We start from the raw sequence: 22,309 nt of genomic DNA, 5'->3' as shown, positions 1-22,309 counted from the left end.
GTCCGGTCAGCCGGAGCGCTTGGCGTAGTCCGTGTAGCCCTGCCAGTCGAGCACCACGCAGGGCTCGTCACCGACCACCCAGGCGTCGTGCCCGGGGGCGATGGTCATCGCGTCGCCGGGGCCGAACTCCTGCTCGTCGCCGTCGTCCATCCGCACCGTGATCCGCCCCGACAGGCAGTACCCGAAGTGCGCGGACTGACAGCTGTCGGTGCCCGCGATCGGCTTCACGTGCTCGGACCAGCGCCAGCCGGGCTCGAAGGTGGCCCGGCCCACCGAGGCGCCGTCCATGTCGACCAGCGCCAGGTGCCCCATGCCCGCCTCGAAGGGGCGGACCTCCTCGGGTGTCTCAAGACTCTTCCGCAGCAGACCCGACATCACGCCATCTCCTTCGGCGGCCGCCCGGACGTACTCCGCCGTCGGAGGGACGGCCCTTCCTCTCACGGTACGCCGCACCAGGGGGCCGTTCGAGGCGGGTACGCTCCAGCCCGCGGACGTACGGTCCGGTCGAGGTGAGGGGATGTTCGGTGGGGGCGCCGGTCATGAGTGAGGCAGTGGTTTCGACCGGGAAGCTGCGGGCCGCGACGGCCGGGCTGCCCGCCTCGTTCTGGTGGATCTGCCTCGGGACGCTGGTGACCCGGGCCGGCACCTATGTGCAGCCGTTCTTCCTGCTGTACCTCACCGGCCCGCGCCACCTGTCGCTCGCGACGGCGGGCACGGTGATGGTGGTGTGGAACGTCGGTGCGGTGCTGTCCCAGCCGATCGCCGGGGTGTGCGCCGACCGGTTCGGACGGCGCCCGACGCTGGCCGCCGGGCTGCTGGCCTCGGCCGGCGTGGTGATGTCGCTGGCGTTCGTGCGGGAGCTGCCGCTGCTGGTGGGCCTGATCTTCGTGCTCGGCCTGGTGGCGGACGTCCACCGGCCGGCCGTCACCGCGGCGATCGCCGACCTGGTGCCGGAGCGCGACCAGGTCCGGGCCTACGCGATCCAGTTCTGGGCGGTGAACCTGGGTTTCACCGTCGCCGCCGCCTCGGCGGGACTGCTGCTGTCGCTCGGTTATACGACGCTCTTCGTGATCGACTCCCTCAGCACGTTCGTCTTCGGTGTCCTGATGGTCCGGTTCCTGCCCGAGACCAGGCCGGCCACCGAGCACGCGCCCGCCCGGATCGGCGACCCGGTGCGGTTGCTGACCGGGGACCGGAGGCTGGCCGTCACGGCGCTGGCCATCCTGGTCTACGCCCTGATCTATCTCCAGGTCGGCATCTACCTGCCGCTCGCCGTCACCGGGGCGGGGCTGGACGCCTCCTTCTACGGGTACCTGCTGGCGCTCAGCGGTTTCGTGCTGATCGTGGGTCAGCCCCTGACGCTCGGTTGGATCTCGCGCGTGCCGTTGCGCCACACCATGCTGCCGGGCATGGCGCTCACCGGTCTCGGGGTGGCCGCCTCCGCGCTGTGCCGATCTCCGTGGGAGTTCGCGCTGAGTGTCTGCGTCTGGACGGTCGGGGAGATGATCACGGCCGGCTCGGGGCAGGCCCTGGTCGCCAAGCTGGCCCCGGCTCATCTGCGCGGCCGCTACGGCGGCGTGCTGGGGCTGTCCTGGGCGGTGGCCGGTCTGCTCGGCCCGGTGGTCGGCACGGCCGGGCGGACGGTTCCGCCGGTGGTCGCGACCACCGCCTGCGGGGCCGCGGGCCTGCTCGCGGCGGCGGGGATCGGCTGGGTGCTGACCCGGACGGACCGTCAGCCCGTACCGGAACCAGGCGCCTGGGCAGCGGAGTAGCCGGGGCTAGGCCCTCTCTTTCGGATCACGCCGGGCGGCCGACGCCGGGGCACGCACCTCGACGGCTTCTCGTCGGTCGCCGATGCTCCGCATCAGGCTCCCTCCTCGGCACCGCCGATGCACGCACCCCAACGCCGCCCACTATCCGACGTGATCCGAAAGAGAGGGCCTAGCGCAGGGCCCGGTCGAGGGCCGCCGTCAGCACCTGCGGCGCCTCGGCCAGCGAGGGCCCGTACCAGGTGAGGTGACGGCCGCTCAGCAGGGCCGCCGGGATGCCGGGGAAGGCTTCGGGGCCGTCCTCGGCGGTGAAGCGGTACGGCTCGTCCGGCAGCACCACCAGGTCCGGGCGGGCGGCCAGCAGCTCACCGATCGGGATCGCCGGGTACCGCTCCGGGTGCTCGGCGTGGATCACCCGGACCCCGAGCCGCCGCAGGACGTCCCCGGCGAAGGTGTCCCGGCCGAGCACCATCCACGGCCGCCGCCAGATCGGCACCACGGCCCGGACCGGCGTCCGCTCGGGCAGCCCCTGCCAGGCCAGTTCGGCGGCGTCCAGCCAGCCCGGCCGGGCCAGGCCCAGATCGGCCGTCAGCAGCTCCGACAGCTCGGCGAACGCCTGCGGCAGGGTCCGTACCTCGGTGACCCGGACGGGCACCCCGGCCGCGCGCAGGGCCGCCAGGTCCACCGCCCGGTTCTCCTCCTCGTTGGCCACCACCAGGTCCGGCCGCAGCGCCAGGATCCGCGGCAGATCCGGATTCTTCGTCCCGCCGACCCGAACCGCCGTCAGATCCCCGGGCTCGCTGCACCAGTCGGTCACCCCGACCAGCAGCTCCCGTCCGCCGCCCACCGCGATCGCCTCGGTGAGCGAGGGCACCAGCGACACCACCCGCATCGTCATCCGGCCACGCTACCGCCCGCGTTCGCCGGAAGAGGGCGCACGGGTGACAGGACTGTCACAGGGCCGCCACCAGGGTGAACCAAGCCGGGGCCGCGGGCGTGGCGCCGGCTCGGCTCGGGTACCCGCAGCTCATGGGACTGATGCGCAGGCGCCGCCAGAAGGACTCCGTACCCGAGCCGGGCGGGGAGGACGTGGCGGGTGAGCTCGCCGCGCTCTCCGCCGAGATGGAGCGGACGCCGCCGGAGACGAGCCCGGTGCTGCAGGAGGCGTGGTACCGGCGGAAGGGCGGGCAGCAGGCCAGGGCGCTGGTCGGTTCGCTGACCCGGGTGCTGGGTCGGAGCGGGCTGGCGGCGGCGAAGGGGGCGGGATACGGGGGGAAGGCGCTGGCCGACCGGCTGGTGCTGGCCGCGCCGCGGATCCCGATCCGCAGTCTGGCCACGCTGCGCGCGCAGCACCCGACGGCGGCGACGCCGGAGGAGCTGGCCGAGCTGATCACGCTCGGGGCCTGCCGGTCCTCGGCCGCGCTCGGGGCGGGGGCGGGTGCGGCGGCGATGCTGCCGGTGCCGCCCGCGATGCCGGTGGAGATCGCGGCCGAGACGCTGTCGGTCGCGGCGGTGGAGATCAAGCTGATCGCCGAGCTGCACGAGATCTACGGGATGCCCGCGGTCGGCACCGTCGCGCAGCGGGCCGGTGCCTACCTGACCGCGTGGGCCGACGGGCGGGGGATCGACCGGGCGGCGCTGATCCGGCCGGCCGGTCTTGCCGCGATGGCGGTCGGGTCGGAGGTGCGGCAGAAGCTGCGCAAGCGGCTGACCAGGAGCACCCTGCGCAAGCTGCCCTCGCTGACGCCGCTGCTGATCGGCGCGGGGATCGGCGCCACCATGAACCGCCGGGACACCCGCAGGCTGGCCGACCAGGTCCGGGCCGACCTGGCCGGGCGCAAGGCGCTCGACCCCGGGTACTGGGCGGCCGCCGCGCCCAGCGGCGGGCAGGCGGTGGAGTCCTGACGGTCAGAACTGTTGACGGTCAGTCTAATAGTCTCTAGCTTCTCGGGCAGAGGGGTGCGCCGTGCCCTTCGGCGAGCCCGAGGAGGAGAGAGCCGATGACCACCGCAGCCGGCCGCAGGCCGACCGTCAGGACCGCCCCCGAGGAGTGGCCGGAGGAGCGCCGCCGGACCGCCGAGCGGCTGCTCGCCTCCTCCGCCAAGGTCTCCTTCGATCCGCTCACCGAGGTGGACTGGGCCTTCCCGCCGGTGCCCGGCCGCTACTACAGCCCGGCGCACAACCTCTCGCTCTACGGCACGCCGCTCTGGGACACGCTGACCGAGGACCAGCGGATCGAGCTCAGCAAGCACGAGGTCGCCAGCATCGCGAGCGTCGGCATCTGGTTCGAGGAGATCCTGATGCAGATGCTGCTGCGGCACGCCTTCGACCGCGACCCGACCAGCGCGCACGTGCAGTACGCGCTGACCGAGATCGCCGACGAGTGCCGGCACTCGGTGATGTTCGCGAAGATGATCTCCTGGCTGGGCGTGCCCGCGTACGGGCCCGGGCGGCTCTCGCACGAGCTCGGCCGGTTGTTCAAGGCGATCTCGACGCACAGTCAGACCTTCGGCGGCACCATGTACGTCGAGGAGATCCTGGACGCCTTCCAGCGCGAGCTGATGAACGACGAGTCGATGCAGCCGCTCACCCGGCAGGTCTCCCGGATCCACGTGATCGAGGAGTCCCGGCACATCACCTACGCCCGCGAGGAACTGGTCCGCGCCAAGGTCGGCCCGGTGCGCCGCCGGTACGAGCAGCTGCTGCTCGGCCTGGTGGTGCACCGCTCCACGCTCGGCCTGATCAACCCGAAGCTGTACGCGGCGGTCGGCATCGACCCGAAGGTCGGCCGCCGGGCCGCCCGGAACAACCCGCACTGGCGCGCCACCAAGAAGCAGATGGCCGCCAAGGCGATCGACGTGCTGGACCGGGCCGGCCTGGTCGGCCGGACCAACCGCTGGCTGCTCCGGTCGGCCGGGGTGATCTGACCGTCCGTCAGAGCGGGGACAGCTCCGGGCGCTTGGCCTCGACGTGGTCGCCCGAGGACTCGCCGCGCAGCCGTCGGCCGACCCACGGGACCAGGAACTCCCGGGCCCAGTGCAGGTTCTCCCGGCGCTGCTCGGCGACCGAGAGCTCCGGGGCGGCCGGCCACGGGGCGTCCGGGTCCTGCGCGGAGGTGAGCGGCAGGCCGAGCGAGCGGGCGGCCAGCAGGGCGACCCGCTGGTGGCCCTCGGGGGAGAGGTGCAGCCGGTCCTCGCTCCAGGCCCGCCGGTCGTGCACGGCGCGCAGTGACCACAGGTCGGCGACCGCGCAGTCGTTGCGGTCGGCGATCGCCCGCAGGTGGCCGTTGTAGGTGGCGATCTTCCCGCGCAGCAGCCCGAGCAGCGGGATGCCCCGGGTGTCGAAGCCGGTGCAGATCAGCACCCGGCCCGCGTGGCGGCGCAGCTCCAGTACGGCGGCCTCGAAGCGCTCGGCCGCCTCGTCCGGGTCGCTGCCCGGGCGGAGGATGTCGTTGCCGCCCGCGCAGAAGCTCACCAGGTCGGGCCGGATCTCGGCGACCCGGGGCACCTGTTCGGCCACCACCTGGTCGAGCAGGCGCCCGCGCACCGCCAGGTTGGCGTACCGGAAGTCGGCCGCCGGGCGCTGTGCGGCGAGCAGTTGGGCGAGCCGGTCGGCCCAGCCCGCGTACCTGCCGTCGGGTCCGGGGTCGTTCAGACCCTCGGTGAAGCTGTCGCCGAGGGCGACGTACGAGTTGAAGTCGGTGGTCTCCTGGTAGTCAGCCATGGAGACGATAGTTCACCTTGTGAAGTTCCTTACGCGAACGTAGGTGGCACCGTACGGGGCGTGATCTTCGCCACCCTCAGTCCCCGGCGGGCCAGGCCGACAGGCGGCGGGCGCTCTCGAAGCGCAGCGGGGCGCCGGTCACCGGGTCGGTGAACTCCAGGGTGTGGGCCAGGAGTTGGAGCGGGTGGCGGAAGTCGTCCGGGGCGGCCTCGGGCAGCACCTCGGGGTAGAGCGGGTCGTGCAGGATCGGGATGCCGAGCGCGCTGAGGTGCACCCGGAGCTGATGGGTCTTCCCGGTCTCCGGCAGCAGGCGGTAGCCGGCCAGGCCGTCCCGGTGGGTCAGCAGCTCCACCACGCTGCGGCTGTTCGGCTCGCCGGGTACCTCCCGGGCCGTCAGTTCACCGCGCTCCTTCACCAGGTGGCTGGTCACCGTCCGGGGCAGCGTCAGCTCCGGGTCGAAGGCCGCGACCGCGCGGTACTCCTTGCGGACCCGGCGCTCGGCGAACAGCGACTGGTAGGCGCCCCGGTACTCCGGCCGGGCCACGAACAGCGTCAGCCCGGCGGTCAGCCGGTCCAGCCGGTGGGCCGGGCTCAGCTCGGGCAGTGCCAGCTCGTCCCGCAGCCGGGACAGCGCCGTCTCCACCACGTGCCGGCCGCGCGGGGTGACGGCCAGGAAGTGCGGCTTGTCGGCCACCACGATCCGCTCGTCCCGGTACAGCACCGTCACCGGGAACGGCACCGGGACCTCGGGCTCCAGCTCCCGGTGGTACCAGAGGTAGGCATCCGGCTCGAACGGCGCGTCAGGAGGCAGCGGCCCGGCCGACCCGTGCACCGCGCCCTCGGCGAACATCGCGTCCACCAGCTCGGGCGGCACCGGCAGGCGGTCGACCAGGTAGTCCCGGGCCGTCGCCCACTCGCCCTCGAAGGGCAGCCGCCGCCTCACCGGGTCGACGCCGCGCCGCTGCGGGAGCGGGGCGGGCGGTACGGCGGATCGGCGTCTCATGTCGAGTCAGCGTAGTCGAGTGGCTTGGGCCCTCTCTTTCGGATCACGCCGGGCGGTCGACGCCGGGGCACGCACCTCGACGGCTTCTCGTCGGTCGCCGATGCGCTGCATCAGGCTCCCTCCTCGGCACCGCCGATGCACGCACCCCAACGCCGCCCACTATCCGACGTGATCCGAAAGAGAGGGCCTAAGTCGGTTCCGGCTCGGAGCCGGGGCAGAATGGGGACCCGGACACCGAGCTCGGGAGGCAGTACCGTGACGCGACCGGCCCAGCAGAGCGAGGAGTTGGCGACGCTCCGTCAACTGCTGCGCACCCGCCCGCCGATGGACCGGAAGCTGCCGGTCTTCGACCCGCTCGACGCTCCGGCGGACCCGGCCACCCTGCACGTGAGCTGGCTGCTGGAGGCGATGACGGCCGAGCTGCCGGACGCCCAGGTGGTCACCTTCGCCACCTCGGACGGCGACGGTCACCCCGACGCCCGGGTGCTGGTCCTGCGCGACATCGACCCGGCCACCGGCCGCTGGAGCGTCTTCGCCGACCTGCGCAGCCCGATGGGCGAACAGCTCGCCGTCACCCCCTGGGCCGCCCTCACCTCGTACTGGCCCGACTTCGGCCGCCAGGTCAGGGTGCGCGGCCCCGTCGAGGCGGTCGACCAGCAGGACGCGCCGCCCGCCGAGCGGGGGGTCGGCCCGGCCGGGCACACCGCCGCCGTGGTCGGCCGGCAGAGCCAGCGGCTGGGCAGCGCGGGGGAGTTGGAGTCCGCCTGGCTGCTGGCCGCCGCCGAGGTGGCCGCCGACCCGACCGCACCGGTGCCGGGCCTGACCCGGTACGTGCTGCGCGCCGAGACGGTGGAGTTCTGGCAGGGCGACCCCGGGCGGCGGCACATCAGGCTGGCGTACGAGCGGTCCAGCGGCGGGTGGGAGCGGGGGCTGCTCTGGCCGTGACCGGCTGGGCTCGCCGCCCGTGACGGGGCGTCAGCAGACGGTCGGCGGGCTGGGACGGCGACCCGGCCGCGTGCGATGATCGCGGTGTGCTCAGAGTGCCCGGACGGTCGGTCCTTCGGCGGGGCCGGTCGGCCGGACCAGCCTCGGCGCTGGCGGCTGCCCTGCTGCTGGTGCTCGGCCCCGCCGCCGCCCCGGCGGCCGCCGACGGCAGCCCACGGCGCGAGTTCACCGTCCAGGACGCGCGGATCACCGAGTCCAGCGGCCTGGCCGCCAGCCACCGGCACCCCGGCGTCTACTGGACCCACAACGACAGCGACGACGGCCCGTACGTCTTCGCCGTCGACTCCCAGGGCCGCACGCTGGCCACCGTCACCCTGCGCGGGGTCACCCTGCGGGACGCCGAGGCGATCGCGCTCGGCCCGGACAACCAGCTCTACCTGGCCGACATCGGCGACAACTTCAACGGCAAGTGGCCCGAGGTCTGGCTCTACCGCTTCGCCGAGCCCGCCCAGCTGGGCGACCAGATCGTGCAGGCCACCCGCTACCGGGTCCGGTACGCGGACGGTCCGCGCGACGCGGAGGCGCTGCTGGTCCACCCGGTGACCGGCCGGGTGTACATCGCCAGCAAGAGCGACAAGGACCAGGGCCACCTCTACCAGGGCCCCGAGACCCTCTCCGCCACCGCCGTGAACACCTTCAAGAGCATCGCCGACGTCCCCTGGGTCACCGACGGCGGCTTCTCGCCGGACGGCACCGAGGTGGTGCTGCGCGGCTACTTCTGGGCCAAGCTCTACGACTGGAAGGACGGCACCATCACCGCCCCCCGGTCGGTCGGCGTCCCGTTCCAGCGCCAGGGCGAGTCGGTCACCTTCTCGGCGGACGGCCGCTCGCTGCTGTTCGGCAGCGAGGGCAAGCAGAGCGAGGTGTGGCGCGTCCCGCTCGGCGACCCGACCCCCGCCGCGCCCAGCCCCTCGCCCACCCCGTCCGCGCCCACGGCGCCGGGCGCCGCGCCCGAACCCAAGAGCGAACCGAACCACGCGGGCGCCCTGCTCCTGGTGGTCGCCGCCGTCGCCGCCCTGTTCTTCTGGCGCCGGGGGCGCAGCTCCGGCTGAGGCTCACTCCGCCCCGGCGGACGGCGGCGGGCGGTCGTGGTCGGGCCACACGGTGATGTGGTCGTGTTCCAGGACCAGCCGAACCCGGTCCGCCAGGCCCAGCGACCGGGTGAACTCGCGCGGCAGCTGGAGCCGGCCGACCCGGTCCAGCACGGTGTACTCCTGGGCGGTGAGCGCGCCGTCCGTACCGGCCTCGGCCGAGTGGCGCAGCACCTCGGTGGAGGTGCGTCCGTCGCGGATCCGTACCGTGCGGCGGACCTGGTCGGCCACCAGCGGGTCGTGAGTGACGATCAGTACGGTGGTGCCCAGCTCGCTGTTGGCGGCGCGCAGGGCGGCGAAGATCTCCTCCGAGGTGGTGGTGTCCAGCTCGCCGGTCGGCTCGTCGGCGAGCAGCAGGCGCGGGCGGTTGGCCAGCGCGACGGCGATCGCCACCCGCTGCTGCTCGCCGCCGGAGAGCGCGGCGGGCGTGCGGTCGGCGGCGTGGGCGATGCCCATCAGGTCGAGCAGTTCCAGTGCCCGGGCGGCGCGCTGACGGCGCGGCAGACCGGCGTAACCCATCGGCAGCTGCACGTTCTCACGGGCCGTCAGGTAGGGCAGCAGGTTGCTCGCGGTCTGCTGCCGGATCACCCCGACGGTCCGGCGCCGGTAGGCGGTCCGCTCGCGCTGCCCGAGCCTGCCGAGGTCGGTGCCGGCCACCTCGACGGTGCCGGCGCTGGGGGAGTCCTGACCGGCCAGGATGCCGAGCAGGGTGGACTTGCCGGAGCCGGAGGCGCCGACCAGGGCGAGCAGTTCGCCCTCCTGGACGGCGAGGTCGAGCCCCTGCAGGGCCTGCACCTCGCCGCTGCCGCGGCGGGCGTTCGCGTCGGTGCGGTAGATCCGCACCAGGCTCTCGCACATCACCATGGGCCGTTCGGTCGGACGGACAGTCACAGTGCCTCCCCCAGTCGTAGGACGGCGCCCAGTCCGCGACGCCGGCTGATCACCGCTTCCAACGCGGCCGCCCCCAGCACCAGCGCCGCCACCGCGAGGCCGAGCGCCGAGGTCGCGGTCCAGTCGACGTGTACGGCGGGCTCGAACGGCCCGCCGGTCAGGGCCCGCAGTTGCAGGCCGGGGCCGAGCGCGCCGGGCAGCAGCAGCCCGAGCGCGGTGCCACCGACCGCTGCCGTCAGCAACAGCGGCAGCGTCTGCAGCAGTTGGAGCCCCAGCAGCGCGCGGCCGCCGAGCCCCAGGGTGCGCAGGTAGGACGTGGTGCGGGCCCGTTCGGTCGCGCTCAGGACCAGCTCCAGGGCCACCGCGCCGAGCGCGAGCAGCAGGCCGATCCCGGTGGCCAGCCGGAAGGCGAGTTCGACCGACCGGACCAGCCCGTCGGCGCGGAGCACAGCGAGCTCCCCGGCGCGGTCGCGGAACTCCAGCGGCGCTCCGGTCACGCCGGTGGGGGCGAGCTGTTCGGCGACGGCCGTCCGCACGGCGTCGGGGTCGAGCGGCGGCCCACCGGCGGTGGGGTAGAGCAGCAGCGCGGACGGGTGGCTCTGCTGCACGGGCAGTTGCTGCGCGGACGGTCCGGTGAACACCAGCAACGCACTTTCGGACTCCGGCCCGAGCACCGGCCCGAGCGCCGGGTCGCGGAGCGCTTCGGCGGGCAGGGCCCCGACCACCTGGACCACGAAGCCGGTCGTCCCCATCGCGGCCACCTCGAAGGTGCCGTCGGGGAACGCCCGGGCGAGCGCGGGATCGGCCAGTGCGGTGAGCACCGGCTCCGTGCCGCTCGCACCGGACTTGCCGACCGGTGCGTCCGTCCCGTCGGCGGCCGACAGCGCGGCGGCCAGCGGAGAGGACGGGTCGGCGGCGCGCAGAGCGGCGGCGTCCAGTCCGAGCAGGGTGACGTTCGGGACGGTGCTGCCGTCCTCCGGCGAGGTGAGCTCGCCGGTCGCACCGGTGACGGTCACCTGGTGGCCGACGGTGCGCACCTTCGACAGGTCGGCGGGCAGCCGGTCACGCGAGCCGACCAGGGCGGTCGGTGCTCCGCCGGTACGCCAGTCGGCGTTCTGCGCGCGGCTGTCCGCCAGGGTCCGCGCGACCATGCTGCCGAACACCCCGCTGCCCATCGCCAGCACGAGTACCAGCAGGGCGAGCGCGGCCGCGCCGCTCTGCGCACCGGCCCGGGCCAGCGCCACCAGCGGGACCAGGCCGGACGAGCGGCCCGCCCACCGGGTGGCCCGGAGCAGCAGCGGAGGCAGCAGACGGAGCAGGGTCAGCACCATCGTGAATGCCAACAGCACCGGCACCAGGGCGAGTTGGAGGTCGATGCCGGAGCCGGCCAGGGCACCGCGGGCGCGCAGCGCGGCCAGCCCGCCGGCGGCCAGCAGCAGCACCAGGGCCTCCAGGACCAGCCGGCGCGAGCGCGGCACGAGTCGGGTCCGCCCGCCGGAGCCGAGCAGGACCGCGGCGGGCGCGCACCAGACCAGCACGGCGGCGACCAGGACCGGTACCGCGGACCCCAGGGCGGCACCCGTCGGCGCGAGCGCCCGGCCGAGCGCCCAGCCCACCGCGACGCCGAGGCCGACCGGTCCGGCGGCTTCCGCCAGCAGGCGCCCGGCGATACCGGTCAGCCGTGCGCCGCGCGAGAGTTGGAGCGAGAAGGCCCCGGCCCGGCGGCGCACGCCGAGCCGCGCGGCCGCCACGGCGGTGGCCACCACCACGGTGAGCAACCCGACGAGCGCGAAGCCCTGAAGCTGCTCGGTTCGCCCGCGTTGGGCGGCGAAGGCGTCCAGCTCCCGGGTGAGCCGGTCCGTGACGGCGGGCTCGGTCACCCGGTGGCCCGCCAGCACGCAACTCCCGGCGTACTCCTCCCGGCACAGCCGGCCCGAGTCGACGGTGCGCAGGTCGGCGAGGGCCGCCCGCTGGTCGGCGATCGCGGTCCGGGTGGCGGCCCGGCCGGAGCGGTCGACGGCCACCGGCAGGTCCCAGGCCAGCTCGAGCGCCACGGTGCCCCGGCTCTCGGCCTGCTCGATCCCGCCGGAGCTGGTCAGCAACTGGGCGTTCACCTGCTGACCGATCCGCGAGGTCACGGTCGCCGGGGTGACCAGCAGCGGGAACTGCTGCCAGAGCCGGGCCGCGCCGTGGTCGGTGCGGAAGGCACCCACCAGGGTCACCGGGGTGCGCCAGTCCTCACCGTCCAGGTCGAACCGCTGACCGATCGTCAGACCGAGGCGCACCCGGGCGGCTTCGGAGACCGCGACCTCGATCGGGGCCTGCTCCGCGTCCGGGATCATCGGGTCGGGAGCCGGCTGCTGCGGCGCTCGGCCCTGGACGTACTCGACCGGCCCGTCGGGTCCCGGCTGGGCGTACGCCAGGCTGACCAGGGGTGGCAGGCCGTGGAAGGTGGGCACCCCGGGGCCGTTCGCCGTCGCGGTGGGGGTGGTCGCGCGGCCCGGCGCCGATCCGAGCGCGGCGGCCAAGGGCTGGACGGCGGTGGTGCGCAGCCCCGTACCGATCGCGTTCAGATCCCGGTCCAGGGTGCCGCGGACCACCGGGAACCGGCTTTCGCTCTTCGAGCGCGGGTCGGTGGTGGAGCGGGCGGAGACCAGTGGGCCGGACAGCTGGGCGCGGTCCAGCCGGTCCGCGAGGGTCGCGGCCGCCAGCTCGTCGAACCGTGGCGGCCAGCTCAGCGGAACGGCCGTGAGCAGGACGGCGAGCAGCGCGAGCAGGGCCGCGACCGGCCGGCCGATCCGTGCCTCGCGTCGGAGCAGACGCAGTGTCAGCATGTGGAGCTCCCCCCGTCGAACCGTCCGCAGCCCTGCCACCCGTACGCCTGGCGGCTCATCCGCTGTCCCCCGCACGCAGGGCCCGGACCAGGTCGACCCGGGCCAGCAGCCGGGTGAGGACCAGCACCGCGAGGGTCAGCAGCAGGCCGCTGGCCAGCACCGTGAGCGCGGCGGCGGGCCGGCCCGGTGCGACGGCCAGGGCCGGGAAGAGCGGGCCCGCGCTGTCCTCCAGGACGACGAGCGGCAGCAGCAGGGCCGTCAGCAGCAGCCCCAGCAGGCCACCGAGCAGGACCGGCAGCGCGGTCACCGCCACCTGCTCGGCGCGGAGCAGCGCGGTGAGTTCGCCGCGCCGTACGCCCAGCGCGCGGAGCACCGCGAACTCCCGTCGGCGGGCCCGGACCGCGCCCACCGTGTGCAGGGTCAGCGCGGTCACCGCGAACAGCGGCGCGGTGACCAGGACCAGCAGCCAGGCACAGCGCAGTCCGGCCCGGAACGGGTCGGCGCTCAGCTCGGCGGCGACCTGCCGGGCGCTCTGCGCCCGGCCGAGTTCGCCGTGGCCGTCGACGGCGGCCCGGGTGGCGGCCGGGTCGGCGCTGCTCAGCCACCAGCGAGCGTCGGCGGGCGGCGGTTCCGCGGTGGGCGCGCGAGCGGCGGCGACCGCGCGCAGGTCCAGCAGCAGGTGGCCCCGGCCCCGCTCGTAGCCGGGCAGCGCGTCGACCTCCCCGGTGATCCGGATCGGCTGGACCAGCCCCTTCTGTTCCCAGCTGAGCTGGACGATCGCGCCGACCTCGGTGTTCAGCTCGTCGAGCAGGGCGCGATCGGCGACGGCGGGCAGGGCAGCGGGCGAGGGCCTAGTGGTGCCGGTGCCGGGGAGCACCGCGAAGACCGCGTCCAGGCCGGCCAGGTCCGAGATCCTCGACGGCTGCTGGGAGCGCAGCACCGTGTGCAACAGGTCCGGACCGCCGCTCTGCCAGCTGCAGGCGGTGGCCCGCCTGGCCACCACGCCGCCGTCGTCCGGGGAGTCGGAGCCAGGGGCGCCGCCCACGGGACAGCCGAGAGCGTCCGGGCGGCCGAAGGCCGTACCGGCGCGGAACCAGCTCTGCCCCGGCGGGAGCGCCAACTCGGTGCGCCCACCGGCGCCGACGGCGCCGATTCCCGTCAGCCGCAGGTCCAGGGTGGTCCGCTCGGACAGCTCGGCGGGGAAGTGGACACCGAACCGACTGACCGTCAGCGGGTGGGCGCGCCGCTCACTGTCGGCCAGCGGCAGGGTCAGGGTGTGCGGGCGGCCGTCGGCGGGCAACGGCACCGACAGGACGTCGGTCAGCCCGTGGGCGTCCTGGACCCAGAGCTGCAGCAACAGGCCGGAGCCGGGGACCGGCAGGTCGGTGGTGGCCCGGACGGATGCCTCCAGCGCGGTGGGCCGGCCCGGTACCGCGAGCCCCTGGGCGGGCGCTCCGGTGAGCGGGGCCAGCAGGGCCGGGGCCGGACGGTCGGCCTGGTCGGGGCGGAGCGCGGGCAGCCCAGCGAGGGCCGAAGCGGCGGTGTCGACGGCGACCGTCCGGACGACCGTGCCGCCCACGAAGGCCGGCTGCTCGGCCACGGGGGTGAGTCCCGTGACGCCCGGCAGCGCGGCCAGCGCGGCATGCCGTTGCGCGGGCGGGCCGGACACCCCGGAGAGCCGCAGGTCGGCGCCGACCTGGAAGACGGCCCGGTCGCGGTCGCTGGTGGGCAGCGCGGCCAGCACCCCCGCGGCCAGACTGCCGCAGGCCACGGCCAGCAGCGTCACCAGGACCGGAACGGCCTGGCGGCCGGCGTCGCGGCTCAACTGCCAGCCGCCGAGCGGCAGTACCAGCCCTCGGGCCCGGCCGGCCGCCCGCTCCATCAGCCGCCCGGCCAGTGGCAACAGCCGCAGCAGCAGCACCGCGCCGGCCACCGCCATCGCCATCGGGGCGAGCACCAGCACCAGGTCGACCCCGGAGTCGAAGCCGTAGCCCGGACGCTGCGTCAACAGGCTCCGGTAGTGGCGCAGTTGGAGGAAGCCGAGGACCGCGACGGTGAGCAGCGCCAGGTCCGCACCGGCCTTCTGCAGGCCCAGCCCGGGTGCCCGGCGCCCGCGCAGCGCCCGCTGGACGCCCGGGTCCAGCGCCTGCAGGGCCAGCGGCAGCAGCAGGGCCGCGCCGTGGACCGCGAGCGCGAAGGCGGCGGTCCACCAGGCGCTCCGGGCACCGTCCGCCGCCAGGCCGTGCACCCCGGCGCCCCGCAGGACGGCGCGGAGCAACGGCTCGGCCAGCAGCAGCCCGGCGGCCGCCGCCGGGACGGCGGCCAGTGCCCACTCACCGGCCGTCACCGCGAGCAGCCGGACCGCACCGGCTCCCCGGGAGCGCTGGAGCGCCCGCTCGCCGGCGAGCGAGTCGGCCAGCCGACGGGCCGTCAGGATCAGGACCACCGCGGCGAGCACGGCGAGCAGGGCGAGCGGCACGGCGACCTCGGCCCGGGCCGTCAGGGACGGGAGCACCTGGCGGTCGACCGCCGCGGGCAGGGCGCTGCGCACGCTGGTGTCGGTCAGCGCCACGGCGCCGCCGCGGTAGACCGAGCGGGTGGTGTCCGAACCGGCGAAGGCGGCCGACCGGTCGCGTAGCTGGACCAGTTCGGACAGGCTGAGCCGGCCGGTGTCGGGCAGGGCCAGCCAGACGGCCACCATCCGGTCACGGAAGCCGGGCAGCGCGGTCAGTTGGGCGCCGTCGGCCACCAGCAGGTCCGGGGCCTCGCGGTCGGCGCCGCCGAGCCCGGACCAGATCGCGGCGGCCGCCGGATCGGGCCGGTAGACGCCGGTCACGGTGAGCTCGAGCGGGCCGCCGGTGACCGGGTCGTGGATGACCGTGCTGCCGCCGCTGTCCAGGCCGAGCCGGTCGGCGACGGCCTCGGGGAGGGCGACCCGCAGCCCGCCGCCGGCGGTGCTCGCGGCGGGCCAACTGCCGCTGCGGAGCCGGGCGTACCGGCCGGGGTCCGGCAGGGCGACCGGGAGTCCCGGGAGCGTGGTGTCGGTGAGCTGCCGTCGTCCGGCGGGCGGCAGTGCCAGGTCCACCGCGCCGACGGCGCGCAGCGCGGTCTCGGTACGGAACGGGGTACCGCCCATCACCCGGACCAGCGCGGTGTGCACCGCCCGGTCGGCCGCGGGCAGGCCCTGCGCCGTCCAGCGCGCGTTCACCTCGACCGAGCGGGCGGCGTCGACCGCGAGCCGCTCGCGCACCCCCGCGGTGGCTGCCGCCCGGGCCAGGCCGGCCACCGCGGCCAGCACCGCCGTCGCCACCAGGATGCTCACGGCCACGGACGCGAGCACCAGCCCGTGCCGCCCGAATCGGCGCCCGACCCCCGCCAGTGCCATTCACTGCTCCCCTCGGCGCCCGCCACGCCGGAGGGCCGCGTGCCACCTGATCACCGGCGGCACAGATCTGACGTTCTATCACAGCGGCCACACTTTGGTCTGTACCAATCCGATCTCTCTGCCACCGGCTTCGGCCGCTTGGTAGCCTCGCAGGCCACCCACCGCGAAGGAGTCACGATGGCCGTCGTCCACCAGACCACCATGAACCCCGGCAAACTCGACCTGCTCACCGAGTGGCTGCCGCGCCAGCACTGGTACCTCGGCGCGGACCGGGCGCCGGTGCTGGTCAAGGGCGGCGGGTTCCGGCTGGACGATCCCGAGGGCGAGGTGGGGATCGAGTTCATGGTGGTGGTGGACACGGCCGGGCCCGATCCGGTGGCGTACCTGGTGCCGATGAGCTACCGGGGCGCGCCGAACGGGACGGGGCCGGAGGCGGGGCTGATCGGCACCTCCGAGCACGGGGTGCTGGGCACCAGGTGGATCTACGACGGGACCGCCGACCCCGTTCTCATGATGGAGCTGGCCGCCCTGCTGGCCGGCCGGGCGGTGCCGCAGCAGCAGAACGGGAGCGATGCCGCGGACCCGACCGTCACGGTGCACCCGGCCACCGGAGACTCCTTCGACTACGAGGTCATCCGCGTCCTGCACCCCCTGGAGGGCGAGGGCGCCCCGGGCCAGGTCGTCGCGGGCTGGGTCCGGCCGGACGGCACCGCCGTACGCGGCGTCTTCGCCACGGCCCTTCCGTAACGGGCCGCTCAGCGGTAGCCGGTCGGGTCGGCGGGCAGGTCGGGGTCCTGGACCTCGACCATGTAGCGCCAGGCGTCCGGCCGGCTGCCGTCGAGGTCGGTGAAGCCGTAGACCCGGGCGAGTTGGCCGCTGGAGAGGGACTGCCCGTTCCAGCGGGCGACGTCCGGGTCGGCGGCGAGGGCCGCGACCGCGCGGCCGACGTACGAGGGGGTCTCGGAGATGCCGAAGTGCGGCACCTTGGCGATCGCGTCCCGCCAGTTCGCCTCGGTGACGCCGAAGGTGTCGAGCATCAGCTCCGAGCGCAGCCAACCAGGCGTCAGGGCCACGGCGGTGGCGCCGCGCGGGCCGAGTTCGTGGCCGAGCGAGAAGGCCATCCGCAGGACGGCGGACTTGGCCAGGTCGTAGAAGAACGAGACCCGGTAGCGGGTGCGGTTGTACTCCTCGGTGCCGTCGGTCATCTCGACCACCAGGCCGCCCGGCGTGCGCAGCAGCAGCGGCAGCGCGTGGTGACTGGTGATGGCGTGGGTCTCCACCGCGAGGCGCAGCAGGCGCAGGCCGTGGTCGAGGTCGTGCTCCCAGACGGTGCTGTTCCACTCGAAGAGTTGTTCGCCGCCCCAGATGTCGTTCACCAGCAGGTCCAGCCGACCCTGCTCGGTGTCGATTCGGCGGACCAGCGCGGCGACCTGCTCGGGGACCAGATGGTCCGTCACCACCGCGATGCCGTGTCCGCCGGCCGCAGTGACCAGGTCGGCGGTCTCCTCGATCGTCTCCGGACGGTCGTACTCCGAGCGCCGTCCCCGGGTGCTGCGCCCGGTCACGTACACCGTCGCCCCGGCGGCGCCCAGCTGGACGGCGATGCCCCGTCCCGCGCCCCTGGTCGCGCCCGCGACCAGGGCGACCTTCCCGTCGAGTGCTCCTGCCATGGCTGCCCTCCGCTTTTGGTGCGACCACGCTACCTGAGGGGCGGCGGGGAAACGCGCGAAGCGGGCCGCACACGACCCACCCCCGCCGGTGCCCGGGCGACCGGCCTGTGGAACGGTGGTGACCCGGCGACGGCTGAGGGACCACCAGGTCGGCAGCCCGCCGTGTCCCGGACCCTGCACCACCGACCCACCTGGAACGTCCTGATGAAGCGTTTGCTGGCAGCCTCCCTGACCGCACTCGTCGGCGTGAGCGCCGCCCTGACCGGAGCCACCGGCGCCTCGGCGGCCGTGCCCGCACCCCCGCAGACCCTGCGGGTGCTGACGCTCGGTGACTCGATCACCGAAGGCGCCGGCAGCCGGACCGGCGTCGGCTACCGGCTGCCGTTGGCCCAGCTGGCGGCGGGTCAGGCCCGGTACGGCGTGGACTTCGTCGGGTCCCGGCAGATCGGGGCGATGGCCGACCCCGACACCGAGGGTCACAGCGGGTACATGATCGACGACATCCGGAGCGGGGTGGACGGCTGGCTCGCGACGGCCCGGCCCGACGTCGTCCTGCTGCACATCGGGATCAACGACCTGAACCGGGGCGTGGACCGGGAGCACGCCAAGGACCGGCTGGCCGCCCTGGTGGACCGGATCTTCGCGGACCGGCCCGGCGTCACGGTCGTCCTGCAGGGCCTGATACCCACGACGGTGAACGACACCGGCCTGATCCCGCTGTACAACGAGGCGGCCGAGCAGCTGGCCAGGGACCGCAGGGCCGAGGGCAAGAAGCTCGGCTACGTCGCCGCACCCGAGCTCCCGATGGCCGAACTGCCCGACGGCCTGCACCCGAACGACGCCGGCTACGCGAAGCTGGCCCGGAACTTCTACGACCGGCTGGACCAGGCGTTCACCGACGGCTGGACCGCCCGCCCGGCGGCCCCCCGGGCGGGGACCGAGTCCGGTGCGAACGGCCGGGTGCGGTGGGCGGACTGGGACGGTGACGGCCGCACCGACTACGTCGTCGTCAACGACGACGGCACGGTGCAGGCGTTCCTGAACCGGGGCGGGGACGGTCAGGGCGGCTGGGAGCCGCAGGGTCAGGTGGCGACCGGCCTGACCACCGACCGCAGCCGGGTCAGGTTCGCGGACTTCGACGGGGACGGCCGGGCCGACTACCTGATGATCAACCCGAATGGCTCGGTCCAGGCGTACCTGAACCGGGGCGGGGACGGGCACGGCGGCTGGGAGGTGCGCGGCCAGGTGGCGGGCGGCCTGACCACCGATCAGTCCAAGGTCCGGTTCGTGGACTGGGACGGCGACGGCCAGACCGACTACCTGCACTTCACCGACAGCGGCGCGGTCCAGCTCTACCTGAACCGGGGCGGCGACAACCACGGCGGCTGGTACGCGCAGGGCCAGGTGGCGACCGGTGTGACGGCGGACCGGGCCCGGGTGCGGTTTGCCGACTTCGACGGGGACGGCCGGGCCGACTACGAGCTGATCGGGACCGACGGCGCGGTGCAGGCGTTCCTGAACCGGGGCGGCGACAACCACGGCGGCTGGAGCACCGGCGCCCGGATCGCGACCGGGGTGACGAGCGATCAGACCCAGGTGCACTTCGCGGACTTCGACGGCGACGGCCACGCCGACTACCTGGTGACCGGGACCGACGGCGCCGCCGACGCGTACCTGTGGAACGGCGGGGACGCCGGCGGCGGCTGGACCGTCCGGGGCCGGATCGCCACGGGCGCCTGACGCCGCGTCGGACCGGGTGGAGCCGTCGCGCGGCGGGCGGCTCCACCGGTGTTGTTATGCTGCGGGAGCGTCCCGAGGGGAAAGTCCGGTGAGAGTCCGGCGCTGACCCGCAACGGTGGACGGACCTCTGACGGTCCGTGAGCCCGATCGCCCTCGGCGGCGCTGACCTCCCGACAACTCGCCGCGGACTGCGAGGGGATGCGGCACGGCGCGCCCACCTGCGCGGACCTCAGGGTGGGCGGGCCCAGGCGCGTCGCCCGTACGCCACGGCTCGACGCGAAGGCCGCCAGCCGTGAGCACCGCCGTAGCCGCGCCGCCGATACCCAAAACCGCCCATCCGCCCGCCCGGACCCCGGCGCTGGCCGCCGGACTGACCCTCGCCCTGCTGGTCTCGCTGGTCTGCGGCGTCGCGCTGGGCTCCTCCGGGATCGGCTGGGGGACGGTGCTGGAGTACCTGCGGGCCGGTCTGACGGGTGGTCGGATCAGCGCCGAGCAGCTGGCCGGCTACACCATCGTCTGGGAGATCCGGCTGCCCAGGACCGTGCTGGCCGCCGTGGTCGGCGCCGGACTGTCCGCGACCGGCGTCGCCGTCCAGGCGATGGTGCGCAACGCGCTCGCCGACCCGTTCGTGCTCGGCATCTCCTCCGGCGCGGCCGTCGGCGCCAACGCCGTCCTGCTGCTGGGCGCGTTCGCCTCGCTCGGCGTCTGGGCGCTGTCCGCCTCCGCGTTCGCCTCGGCGCTGGCCGCCATGGTGCTGGTCTACGCGGTCGCCAGGACCGCCCAGGGGCTCACCCCGCTCCGCCTGGTGCTCACCGGCACCGCGCTGGCGTACGGCTTCTCCGCCGTCACCTCGCTGATGGTCTTCTCCGCCGAACGCGGCGAGGCCGCCCGGACCGCGATGATGTGGCTGCTCGGCAGCCTCGGCGGCGCCACCTGGGCGTCGGTCCCGATCGCCGCCGGCACCGTGCTGGCCGGCACCGCCTATCTGCTGTGCCGCGCCGGGCAGTTGGACGTGCTGGCGATGGGTGACGAGACCGCCGCCGCGCTGGGCGTGGACGCCTCCCGGCTGCGCCGGGCGCTGTTCGTGGTCACCGCCGCCGTCACCGGCACGGTGGTCGCGGTCAGCGGCGCGATCGGCTTCGTCGGCCTGATGGTCCCGCACCTGGCCCGGATGCTGGTCGGCGCCGACCACCGGCGGGTGCTGACGATCGCCCCGCTGCTCGGCGCGGTGCTGCTGGTCTGGGTGGACATCGTCTCCCGGCTGCTGCTCGCCCCCGCCGAACTGCCGGTCGGCGTGATCACCGCCGTGCTCGGGGTGCCGTGTTTCCTGCTGCTGATGCGCCGCCGCAGCTACAGCTTCGGCGGCCGCTGATGGCCGCTCAGGGGAGGGGGCGCTGATGCGCGTCGACATCGAGGACGTCTCGGTCGAGATCGCCGGGACCAGACTGGTGCACGAGGTCACCGTACGGGCCGCGAGCGGCCAGGTGCTCGGCCTGGTCGGGCCGAACGGCAGCGGGAAGTCCACCCTGCTGCGCTGCGTGTACCGGGCGCTGCGCCCGGCGGCCGGCGCGGTCCGGCTGGACGGCGACGACCTGCACGGCCTGACGCCCCGTGAGGGCGCCCGCCGGGTCGGCGCGTTGCCGCAGGAGACGGTGGCCGAGTTCGACTTCACCGTCGCCGAGGTGGTCGGCATGGGCAGGCTGCCGCACCGGCGCGGCTTCGGTGCGCCGGGCCCGGAGGACGCGGCGGACTGCGCGGCGGCGCTGGCCCGGGTCGGCGCCGGGCACCTGGCGGACCGGGGGTTCCTCCAGCTCTCGGGCGGCGAGAAGCAACGGGTGCTGATCGCCCGGGCGCTGGTCCAGCAGCCGAAGGTGCTGGTCCTGGACGAACCCACCAACCACCTGGACATCGCACACCAGTTGGAGGTGCTGTCGCTGGTCCGGAGCAGCGGCCTGACCGTGCTCACGGCGCTGCACGACCTCAACCTGGCCGCCGCCCACTGCGACCTGCTGTACGTGATCGCCGGTGGCCGGATCGTGGCCTCCGGGCCGCCGGGGGAGGTGCTGTCGCCCGAACTGTTCGCCGAGGTGTTCGGGGTCCGGGCCCACCCGGTCCGCCATCCGGTGACCGGCGCCGTTCAGTTGCTCTTCGACCGTCTGCACCCCTGAAAGGGATTCCTGTCGTGTTCATCAGCCCCCGCCGTACCCTGGCCGTCACCACTCTGCTCGCCCTGACCGCCTGCGGTGCCGAGGTCACCCCCTCGGCGGAGAGCGCGAGTTCGGCGCACTACCCCGTCACCGTCGACAACTGCGGCAGCCCGGTGACGTATCACCACAAGCCCGCCCGGGTGGTCACCAACGACATCGGCATCACCGAGCTGATGCTCTCGCTCGGCCTGGCCGACCGGATGGCGGGCTATGTGATGCCGGACGAGAAGGGCGACCTGGCGAAGGTGCCGTGGGCGGCCGGGTACGACGGCACCAAGTGGCTGTCCAAGAAGGAGATCACCAAGGAACTGGTGCTGGACGCCAAGGCCGACCTGGTCTTCGCGGGCTGGAACTACGGCTGGAACGACACCACCGGACTGACCCCCGCCGGGCTCGGCAAGCTCGGCGTCGGCGCCTACACCCTCACCGAGTCCTGCCGGAACGGCAAGGAGAAGGCGCGCGGTGTGATGCCGCCGCTGGACGCGCTCTACGCGGACCTGGCCAATCTGGGGAAGATCTTCGACGTCGAGCCGAAGGCGCAGCAGTTGATCGGGGAGTTCAAGGCGGAGGTGGCGAAGGCGGAGGCCGGTGCACCCGCCCGGCGGCCGAGCGTCTTCCTCTACGACAGCGGCCAGGACAAGCCGTTCACCTCCGGGCGGTTCGCGGCCCCCGAACAGATCATCAGCAAGGCGGGCGGCCGCAACGTGATGGGCGACCTCGACGACTCCTGGACCACGGTGGGGTGGGAGAGCGTGGTGGCCAGGGACCCCGAGGTGATCGTGATCAACAACTACGGGGAGACCGGCGCGGAGGCCAAGCGTCAGTTCCTGAAGTCCTACCCGGCGTTGGCCAATGTCTCGGCCGTCCGGAACGACCGGATCTTCGTGCTTGACTACGTCGACCTGGTGGAGAGCCCGCGCAACCCGTCGGCGATCACCCGGCTCGCCGCGTACCTCCGGACGCTGCCCACCCCCTGACGCTGCCCACCCCC

The 22,309-nt window shown here is 74.5% G+C and carries 18 protein-coding genes; 10 read left to right on the top strand and 8 right to left on the bottom strand.

Features of this window, described 5'->3' with window-relative positions; translation table 11 throughout:
* Positions 1–6: 6 nt before the first annotated feature.
* On the bottom strand, positions 7–375 hold the full coding sequence (locus F4556_RS00900; protein WP_184910745.1) for a cupin domain-containing protein: 369 nt from the start codon (positions 373–375) through the stop codon (positions 7–9).
* Between the two features lie 164 nt (positions 376–539).
* Here F4556_RS00900 and F4556_RS00895 point away from each other — a divergent pair, with 164 nt between their 5' ends.
* Positions 540–1,772 (top strand): MDR family MFS transporter, encoded by a 1,233-nt coding sequence (locus F4556_RS00895; protein WP_184910742.1) that lies wholly within the window; start codon positions 540–542, stop codon positions 1,770–1,772.
* Positions 1,773–1,941: 169 nt separating this feature from the next.
* Here F4556_RS00895 and F4556_RS00890 read toward each other — a convergent pair whose 3' ends face one another.
* Positions 1,942–2,667, bottom strand: coding sequence for a helical backbone metal receptor (locus tag F4556_RS00890; protein WP_246510937.1), 726 nt, complete (start codon positions 2,665–2,667; stop codon positions 1,942–1,944).
* Between the two features lie 140 nt (positions 2,668–2,807).
* Here F4556_RS00890 and F4556_RS00885 point away from each other — a divergent pair, with 140 nt between their 5' ends.
* The gene (locus F4556_RS00885; protein WP_184910740.1) at positions 2,808–3,674 is read left to right on the top strand and encodes a hypothetical protein; all 867 of its coding nucleotides are present in this window, start codon (positions 2,808–2,810) and stop codon (positions 3,672–3,674) included.
* 95 nt (positions 3,675–3,769) lie between these two features.
* Positions 3,770–4,696: an AurF N-oxygenase family protein gene (locus F4556_RS00880; RefSeq protein ID WP_184910738.1), complete on the top strand. Its 927-nt coding sequence runs from the start codon at positions 3,770–3,772 to the stop codon at positions 4,694–4,696.
* Between the two features lie 7 nt (positions 4,697–4,703).
* Here F4556_RS00880 and F4556_RS00875 read toward each other — a convergent pair whose 3' ends face one another.
* Both F4556_RS00875 and F4556_RS00870 read right to left on the bottom strand, forming a co-directional pair.
* Positions 4,704–5,492, bottom strand: a complete 789-nt coding sequence (locus F4556_RS00875; protein WP_184910736.1) for an SGNH/GDSL hydrolase family protein — start codon at positions 5,490–5,492, stop codon at positions 4,704–4,706.
* Positions 5,493–5,568: 76 nt separating this feature from the next.
* Entirely contained in the window at positions 5,569–6,495 is a 927-nt protein-coding gene (locus F4556_RS00870) for a pseudouridine synthase (RefSeq protein ID WP_184910734.1), read from the bottom strand.
* A 255-nt stretch (positions 6,496–6,750) separates the two neighbouring features.
* Here F4556_RS00870 and F4556_RS00865 point away from each other — a divergent pair, with 255 nt between their 5' ends.
* A complete protein-coding gene (locus F4556_RS00865) occupies positions 6,751–7,440 on the top strand; it encodes a pyridoxine/pyridoxamine 5'-phosphate oxidase (RefSeq protein ID WP_184910732.1) in 690 nt (229 codons plus the stop codon).
* Between the two features lie 86 nt (positions 7,441–7,526).
* Positions 7,527–8,552 (top strand): YjiK family protein, encoded by a 1,026-nt coding sequence (locus F4556_RS00860; protein ID WP_376775640.1) that lies wholly within the window; start codon positions 7,527–7,529, stop codon positions 8,550–8,552.
* Positions 8,553–8,555: 3 nt separating this feature from the next.
* Here the strand turns inward: F4556_RS00860 and F4556_RS00855 are convergent, their stop codons facing one another.
* Genes F4556_RS00855 through F4556_RS00845 form a run of 3 tightly spaced genes read right to left on the bottom strand, consistent with a single transcriptional unit; the run spans position 8,556 to position 15,701 of the window.
* Entirely contained in the window at positions 8,556–9,455 is a 900-nt protein-coding gene (locus tag F4556_RS00855; RefSeq protein WP_184924128.1) for an ABC transporter ATP-binding protein, read from the bottom strand.
* A gap of 23 nt (positions 9,456–9,478) precedes the next feature.
* Positions 9,479–12,316 (bottom strand): hypothetical protein, encoded by a 2,838-nt coding sequence (locus F4556_RS00850; RefSeq protein WP_184910729.1) that lies wholly within the window; start codon positions 12,314–12,316, stop codon positions 9,479–9,481.
* 55 nt (positions 12,317–12,371) lie between these two features.
* Entirely contained in the window at positions 12,372–15,701 is a 3,330-nt protein-coding gene (locus F4556_RS00845; RefSeq protein ID WP_184910727.1) for an FtsX-like permease family protein, read from the bottom strand.
* A 177-nt stretch (positions 15,702–15,878) separates the two neighbouring features.
* Between F4556_RS00845 and F4556_RS00840 the strand changes: the two genes are divergently transcribed.
* Positions 15,879–16,448: a maltokinase N-terminal cap-like domain-containing protein gene (locus tag F4556_RS00840; RefSeq protein ID WP_184910725.1), complete on the top strand. Its 570-nt coding sequence runs from the start codon at positions 15,879–15,881 to the stop codon at positions 16,446–16,448.
* An 8-nt stretch (positions 16,449–16,456) separates the two neighbouring features.
* On the opposite strand, the gene F4556_RS00835 is transcribed toward F4556_RS00840, so the two are convergent.
* Complete coding sequence (locus F4556_RS00835) at positions 16,457–17,371, bottom strand: SDR family oxidoreductase (RefSeq protein ID WP_184910723.1); 915 nt, start codon at positions 17,369–17,371, stop codon at positions 16,457–16,459.
* Positions 17,372–17,575: 204 nt separating this feature from the next.
* Between F4556_RS00835 and F4556_RS00830 the strand changes: the two genes are divergently transcribed.
* The 4 genes from F4556_RS00830 to F4556_RS00815 all read left to right on the top strand — a co-directional run bounded on the left by F4556_RS00830 (position 17,576) and on the right by F4556_RS00815 (position 22,295).
* Positions 17,576–19,111 (top strand): FG-GAP-like repeat-containing protein, encoded by a 1,536-nt coding sequence (locus F4556_RS00830; protein WP_184910721.1) that lies wholly within the window; start codon positions 17,576–17,578, stop codon positions 19,109–19,111.
* A 292-nt stretch (positions 19,112–19,403) separates the two neighbouring features.
* Positions 19,404–20,483, top strand: coding sequence for a FecCD family ABC transporter permease (locus tag F4556_RS00825; protein WP_184910719.1), 1,080 nt, complete (start codon positions 19,404–19,406; stop codon positions 20,481–20,483).
* Between the two features lie 25 nt (positions 20,484–20,508).
* Complete coding sequence (locus F4556_RS00820) at positions 20,509–21,279, top strand: ABC transporter ATP-binding protein (RefSeq protein WP_184910716.1); 771 nt, start codon at positions 20,509–20,511, stop codon at positions 21,277–21,279.
* 5 nt (positions 21,280–21,284) lie between these two features.
* Positions 21,285–22,295 carry an ABC transporter substrate-binding protein gene (locus F4556_RS00815; RefSeq protein ID WP_376775773.1) on the top strand — a complete coding sequence of 337 codons (1,011 nt, stop codon included), beginning with the start codon at positions 21,285–21,287 and terminating at the stop codon, positions 22,293–22,295.
* The last annotated feature ends 14 nt before the right edge of the window (positions 22,296–22,309 follow it).

It is taken from the genome of Kitasatospora gansuensis, from assembly GCF_014203705.1.
Classification (GTDB): Bacteria; Actinomycetota; Actinomycetes; order Streptomycetales; family Streptomycetaceae; genus Kitasatospora; species Kitasatospora gansuensis.
This window is presented reverse-complemented; position numbering and strand designations above follow the sequence as displayed.

What these genes read in the sequence shown, in the direction of transcription:
- F4556_RS00845 (WP_184910727.1), bottom strand. Translation starts at nt 15,701, where the DNA reads ATGGCACTGGCGGGGGTCGGGCGCCGATTCGGGCGGCACGGGCTGGTG.
- F4556_RS00840 (WP_184910725.1), top strand. Translation starts at nt 15,879, where the DNA reads ATGGCCGTCGTCCACCAGACCACCATGAACCCCGGCAAACTCGACCTG.
- F4556_RS00880 (WP_184910738.1), top strand. Translation starts at nt 3,770, where the DNA reads ATGACCACCGCAGCCGGCCGCAGGCCGACCGTCAGGACCGCCCCCGAG.
- F4556_RS00900 (WP_184910745.1), bottom strand. Translation starts at nt 375, where the DNA reads ATGTCGGGTCTGCTGCGGAAGAGTCTTGAGACACCCGAGGAGGTCCGC.
- F4556_RS00870 (WP_184910734.1), bottom strand. Translation starts at nt 6,495, where the DNA reads ATGAGACGCCGATCCGCCGTACCGCCCGCCCCGCTCCCGCAGCGGCGC.
- F4556_RS00895 (WP_184910742.1), top strand. Translation starts at nt 540, where the DNA reads ATGAGTGAGGCAGTGGTTTCGACCGGGAAGCTGCGGGCCGCGACGGCC.
- F4556_RS00820 (WP_184910716.1), top strand. Translation starts at nt 20,509, where the DNA reads ATGCGCGTCGACATCGAGGACGTCTCGGTCGAGATCGCCGGGACCAGA.
- F4556_RS00890 (WP_246510937.1), bottom strand. Translation starts at nt 2,667, where the DNA reads ATGACGATGCGGGTGGTGTCGCTGGTGCCCTCGCTCACCGAGGCGATC.
- F4556_RS00875 (WP_184910736.1), bottom strand. Translation starts at nt 5,492, where the DNA reads ATGGCTGACTACCAGGAGACCACCGACTTCAACTCGTACGTCGCCCTC.
- F4556_RS00830 (WP_184910721.1), top strand. Translation starts at nt 17,576, where the DNA reads ATGAAGCGTTTGCTGGCAGCCTCCCTGACCGCACTCGTCGGCGTGAGC.
- F4556_RS00835 (WP_184910723.1), bottom strand. Translation starts at nt 17,371, where the DNA reads ATGGCAGGAGCACTCGACGGGAAGGTCGCCCTGGTCGCGGGCGCGACC.
- F4556_RS00885 (WP_184910740.1), top strand. Translation starts at nt 2,808, where the DNA reads ATGCGCAGGCGCCGCCAGAAGGACTCCGTACCCGAGCCGGGCGGGGAG.
- F4556_RS00855 (WP_184924128.1), bottom strand. Translation starts at nt 9,455, where the DNA reads ATGGTGATGTGCGAGAGCCTGGTGCGGATCTACCGCACCGACGCGAAC.
- F4556_RS00850 (WP_184910729.1), bottom strand. Translation starts at nt 12,316, where the DNA reads ATGCTGACACTGCGTCTGCTCCGACGCGAGGCACGGATCGGCCGGCCG.